Origin of the sequence: Trichormus sp. NMC-1 (assembly GCF_001858025.1) — a bacterium.
In the GTDB taxonomy this organism is placed as follows: domain Bacteria; phylum Cyanobacteriota; class Cyanobacteriia; order Cyanobacteriales; family Nostocaceae; genus Anabaena.
The window spans coordinates 6,198-10,379 of the sequence record NZ_LZQD01000015.1 but is presented as its reverse complement, the minus strand read 5'-3'; the positions used below and the strand labels follow the sequence as shown (position 1 = coordinate 10,379).

Annotated in this window: 7 protein-coding genes; 3 read left to right on the top strand and 4 right to left on the bottom strand. The window is 30.8% G+C overall.

All coding sequences use genetic code 11. The annotated features are described in order from the left end of the window. Nucleotides 1-567 precede the first annotated feature (567 nt). Nucleotides 568-663, top strand: coding sequence for a barstar family protein (locus A9Y75_RS27035; RefSeq protein ID WP_083389754.1), 96 nt, complete (start codon nucleotides 568-570; stop codon nucleotides 661-663). 556 nt (nucleotides 664-1,219) lie between these two features. Here the strand turns inward: A9Y75_RS27035 and A9Y75_RS25120 are convergent. The 4 genes from A9Y75_RS25120 to A9Y75_RS25105 all read right to left on the bottom strand — a co-directional run bounded on the left by A9Y75_RS25120 (nucleotide 1,220) and on the right by A9Y75_RS25105 (nucleotide 3,350). After that, on the bottom strand, nucleotides 1,220-1,642 hold the full coding sequence (locus A9Y75_RS25120; RefSeq protein WP_071192511.1) for a type II toxin-antitoxin system VapC family toxin: 423 nt from the start codon (nucleotides 1,640-1,642) through the stop codon (nucleotides 1,220-1,222). Beyond that, entirely contained in the window at nucleotides 1,639-2,013 is a 375-nt protein-coding gene (locus tag A9Y75_RS25115; protein ID WP_071192512.1) for a hypothetical protein, read from the bottom strand. Before A9Y75_RS25115 ends, A9Y75_RS25120 begins: the two co-directional genes overlap by 4 nt. Before the next feature lie 543 nt (nucleotides 2,014-2,556). After that, on the bottom strand, nucleotides 2,557-2,979 hold the full coding sequence (locus A9Y75_RS25110) for a type II toxin-antitoxin system VapC family toxin (RefSeq protein ID WP_071192511.1): 423 nt from the start codon (nucleotides 2,977-2,979) through the stop codon (nucleotides 2,557-2,559). Continuing rightward, complete coding sequence (locus A9Y75_RS25105) at nucleotides 2,976-3,350, bottom strand: hypothetical protein (protein ID WP_071192509.1); 375 nt, start codon at nucleotides 3,348-3,350, stop codon at nucleotides 2,976-2,978. The genes A9Y75_RS25110 and A9Y75_RS25105 overlap by 4 nt, the downstream gene beginning before the upstream one ends. Nucleotides 3,351-3,618: 268 nt before the next feature. On the opposite strand from A9Y75_RS25105, the gene A9Y75_RS27030 reads away from it, so the two are divergent. Next, entirely contained in the window at nucleotides 3,619-3,714 is a 96-nt protein-coding gene (locus A9Y75_RS27030; protein ID WP_083389754.1) for a barstar family protein, read from the top strand. A 160-nt stretch (nucleotides 3,715-3,874) separates the two neighbouring features. Continuing rightward, a partial coding sequence (locus A9Y75_RS28890) for a hypothetical protein (protein ID WP_177176293.1) occupies nucleotides 3,875-4,182 on the top strand: 308 nt, incomplete at its 3' end.

The window sequence follows — 4,182 nt, the reverse complement described above, 5'->3', positions numbered from 1 at the left end:
TAGATTTTCTGTGAATATTTAATGATTATAAATTATGATTTAGAATCAATAGTGATAATGTTATAGAAACAGAACTGCAAGCTGATACAACTACAAATTCAAATAACAGTAAAACTCCTAACTGGGTTTTTAGTAATCATGTAAATCAAACCACTAATACCAACAATTCTATCAATGTTAATACAGCAGGCAAAGTAGAATTAACGGCTGCTTTTAAAGGTACTGGCATTAAACAGGGAACTATTGATAAACTAATAAACAAACGTCAACAAAGAAATTTAGACAATTTAGATAAAATGGTAGAAGCTCTAAAACTAACAGCTAATGTCAAACAGAAATTGCAAAAAAAACTAGATAAAAACGAAATCTGTTTTTGATTAAATCATTATAGGATGTTTGAAATAGTTATGTAAAATAAATTTCACATCTCAATATTTTATCAACAAACATTAAATAAAACATCCTTAAAACAGTGGAACAAATAGCCGCATAGGATCAAAAGTTTTTTATCTTGATGGTAAAAAAATTAATAGCAAACAAACATTTTTAAAATAAGCTGCTGAAGCAATGGAAATTCCTACATACTTCGGCGCTAACTGGGATGCTTTTGATGAATGTATCACCGATTTAACATGGTGTCCGGCTCAAAGATATGTCATATGATATAATCATGCTGATATCTTTGCCCAAGCTGAACCGACACAGTACCAAATAGCATTGGATATTTTAAATTCAGCCAAAGAATACTGGGAAGCTAATAATATTCCTATCAAGTTTTTAGTTATTAACAAATAGGTAAAGTCAATTTTTCACTATTTGGAGATTGTTTGTTGTGGTTGTCTTTGATACTGTACAGGATTACCAGGATTTAAGGATGTACAGGATTTGATTGACTTTTTACCTGATGAAGATAAATGTAATATTCCATCATTCCCAATAGTCGGTTTAAACCGACTTTAGCTCTGTAACTTCCATTAAAGGATATTTAGTTTCAGAAGGTTCAATTTCTAAAGTTACTATTTCTGGTTTTCGTGCTTGAAAAAGTTGAATAAGATTATTTAATGCTTCAGGATTGTTATTTATAGATTTTCTGTGAATATTTAATGATTATAAATTATGATTTAGAGAAAAATATATTTTCTATCATTTACAAAAACCTATATTTTCTAAAAAACATCCTGTTAATCCTCTAATCCTGGGTATCCTGATTCAGACATTTTTAACTAATACTCCAATCTTCCAAACGCAAATTAGGCACTTTTTCAAAATCCTTCCAATTACGAGTTACTAAAATCCCATTAACTGATAATGTAATTGCAGCAATGCGTAAATCTTGAGTACCAACGCGGATTCTTTGCTTAACTAATTCAGTGTAAATATTCCCAGCATCTTCACTAAATTCTAGTAAATTTACATTTCGTAAAAACTCTAGATTAGCCTGAAAATTTGCATAAGCTAATACTAATTTATCCGACGATGAGGCATTTATAATAACATTAAACCTACCACGCAATTGTTCCTCAGCAGTAATTATGGTTATGGCAATTTCTTCAAATTTGACACTATTAACACGCTGTACAATAAATGGATTTCTGCGTTGAAAGAGAGAAACATGATCTGTATCAAGTACCCATAAACTCATTTTATATGCTCCTGATTTTCAATCTGTTGATAATATTCCTCCATTTCTGCATCTAATTCACGACGATATTCTGCTATATATTCTTGCACTTCATCAAAATGTGGATCATCCTCAAACATTCCTGCAAATTTCATCCAAGGATGTTCTGTTTTAGGTGGTTCAATTTCTAAAGTTACTATTTCTGGTTTTCGGGCTTGAAAAAGCTGAATAAGATTATTTAATGCTTCCTCTTTATTCGCACCTAAACCTTGACATTCTGGTAAACTTAATAATGTCGCTTTCACAGTGCCATCTTCTTGATTTTCAATTAACACATCATAAGTTAACTTCGGTGCAATTGTGAAAAGAGCATTTTTAACAGCTAAAATCATGATATTTTTATTCTTCTAACTCTGAATTGATCATAACATAATACTTGAAAATAGTTAAAATTATCATCTACATGATTTTAAGATTTTTATTAACAATCGTCAATTTTATATTTTATCATCCTGTTAATCCTTTAATCCTGGACATCCTGATTCAGACAATTTTGCTAACCTATTTCCTTACCATAAATCTATGAATCATAAAGTTTTTTATCTTGATGGTAAAAAAATTAATAGCAAACAAACATTTTTAAAATAAGCTGCTGAAGCAATGGAAATTCCTACATACTTCGGCGCTAACTGGGATGCTTCCTTGGAGATTTTTCGTTGTGGTTGTCAGATATGGCTAACGCCTCCCGTAAGGGATACAGGATAACCAGGATTTAAGGATGTACAGGATTGTTATTTATAGATTTTCTGTGAATATTTAATGATTATAAATTATGATTTAGAGAAAAATATATTTTCTATCATTTACAAAAACCTATATTTTCTAAAAAACATCCTGTTAATCCTCTAATCCTGGGTATCCTGATTCAGACATTTTTAACTAATACTCCAATCTTCCAAACGCAAATTAGGCACTTTTTCAAAATCCTTCCAATTACGAGTTACTAAAATCCCATTAACTGATAATGTAATTGCAGCAATGCGTAAATCTTGAGTACCAACGCGGATTCTTTGCTTAACTAATTCAGTGTAAATATTCCCAGCATCTTCACTAAATTCTAGTAAATTTACATTTCGTAAAAACTCTAGATTAGCCTGAAAATTTGCATAAGCTAATACTAATTTATCCGACGATGAGGCATTTATAATAACATTAAACCTACCACGCAATTGTTCCTCAGCAGTAATTATGGTTATGGCAATTTCTTCAAATTTGACACTATTAACACGCTGTACAATAAATGGATTTCTGCGTTGAAAGAGAGAAACATGATCTGTATCAAGTACCCATAAACTCATTTTATATGCTCCTGATTTTCAATCTGTTGATAATATTCCTCCATTTCTGCATCTAATTCACGACGATATTCTGCTATATATTCTTGCACTTCATCAAAATGTGGATCATCCTCAAACATTCCTGCAAATTTCATCCAAGGATGTTCTGTTTTAGGTGGTTCAATTTCTAAAGTTACTATTTCTGGTTTTCGTGCTTGAAAAAGTTGAATAAGATTATTTAATGCTTCCTCTTTATTCGCACCTAAACCTTGACATTCTGGTAAACTTAATAATGTCGCTTTCACAGTGCCATCTTCTTGATTTTCAATTAACACATCATAAGTTAACTTCGGTGCAATTGTGGAAAGAGCATTTTTAACAGCTAAAATCATGATATTTTTACTCTTATAACTCTGAATTAATTATAACACAATACTTGAACAAAGTTAAAATTATCATCTACATGATTTTAAGATTTTTATTAACAATCGTCAATTTTATATTTTATCATCCTGTTAATCCTTTAATCCTGGACATCCTGATTCAGACAATTTTGCTAACCTATTTCCTTACCATAAATCTATGAATCATAAAGTTTTTTATCTTGATGGTAAAAAAATTAATAGCAAACAAACATTTTTAAAATAAGCTGCTGAAGCAATGGAAATTCCTACATACTTCGGCGCTAACTGGGATGCTTTTGATGAATGTATCACCGATTTAACATGGTGTCCGGCTCAAAGATATGTCATATGATATAATCATGCTGATATCTTTGCCCAAGCTGAACCGACACAGTACCAAATAGCATTGAATATTTTAAATTCAGCCAAAGAGTACTGGGAAGCTAATAATATTCCTGGATGTTACATTTAAGCCATCTAATTATGACGGAAATCCACCAGACTTAGCTTTCATGATTGCTCCTTCTTGTCCAACTCTCTTACAAAGAAAGTTGGAACTTAAAAATATTCAGTTTATACAATCAGAAAAAATTGTAGCAGTAAATTTTATCAATAGTGATAATGTTATAGAAACAGAACTGCAAGCTGATACAACTACAAATTCAAATAACAGTAAAACTCCTAACTGGGTTTTTAGTAATCATGTAAATCAAACCACTAATACCAACAATTCTATCAATGTTAATACAGCAGGCAAAGTAGAATTAACGGCTGCTTTTAAAGGTACTGGCATTAAACAGGGAACTATTGATAAACTAAT

What these genes read in the sequence shown, in the direction of transcription:
- A9Y75_RS25115 (WP_071192512.1), bottom strand. Translation starts at nt 2,013, where the DNA reads ATGATTTTAGCTGTTAAAAATGCTCTTTTCACAATTGCACCGAAGTTA.
- A9Y75_RS27035 (WP_083389754.1), top strand. Translation starts at nt 568, where the DNA reads ATGGAAATTCCTACATACTTCGGCGCTAACTGGGATGCTTTTGATGAA.
- A9Y75_RS25110 (WP_071192511.1), bottom strand. Translation starts at nt 2,979, where the DNA reads ATGAGTTTATGGGTACTTGATACAGATCATGTTTCTCTCTTTCAACGC.
- A9Y75_RS25120 (WP_071192511.1), bottom strand. Translation starts at nt 1,642, where the DNA reads ATGAGTTTATGGGTACTTGATACAGATCATGTTTCTCTCTTTCAACGC.
- A9Y75_RS25105 (WP_071192509.1), bottom strand. Translation starts at nt 3,350, where the DNA reads ATGATTTTAGCTGTTAAAAATGCTCTTTCCACAATTGCACCGAAGTTA.
- A9Y75_RS27030 (WP_083389754.1), top strand. Translation starts at nt 3,619, where the DNA reads ATGGAAATTCCTACATACTTCGGCGCTAACTGGGATGCTTTTGATGAA.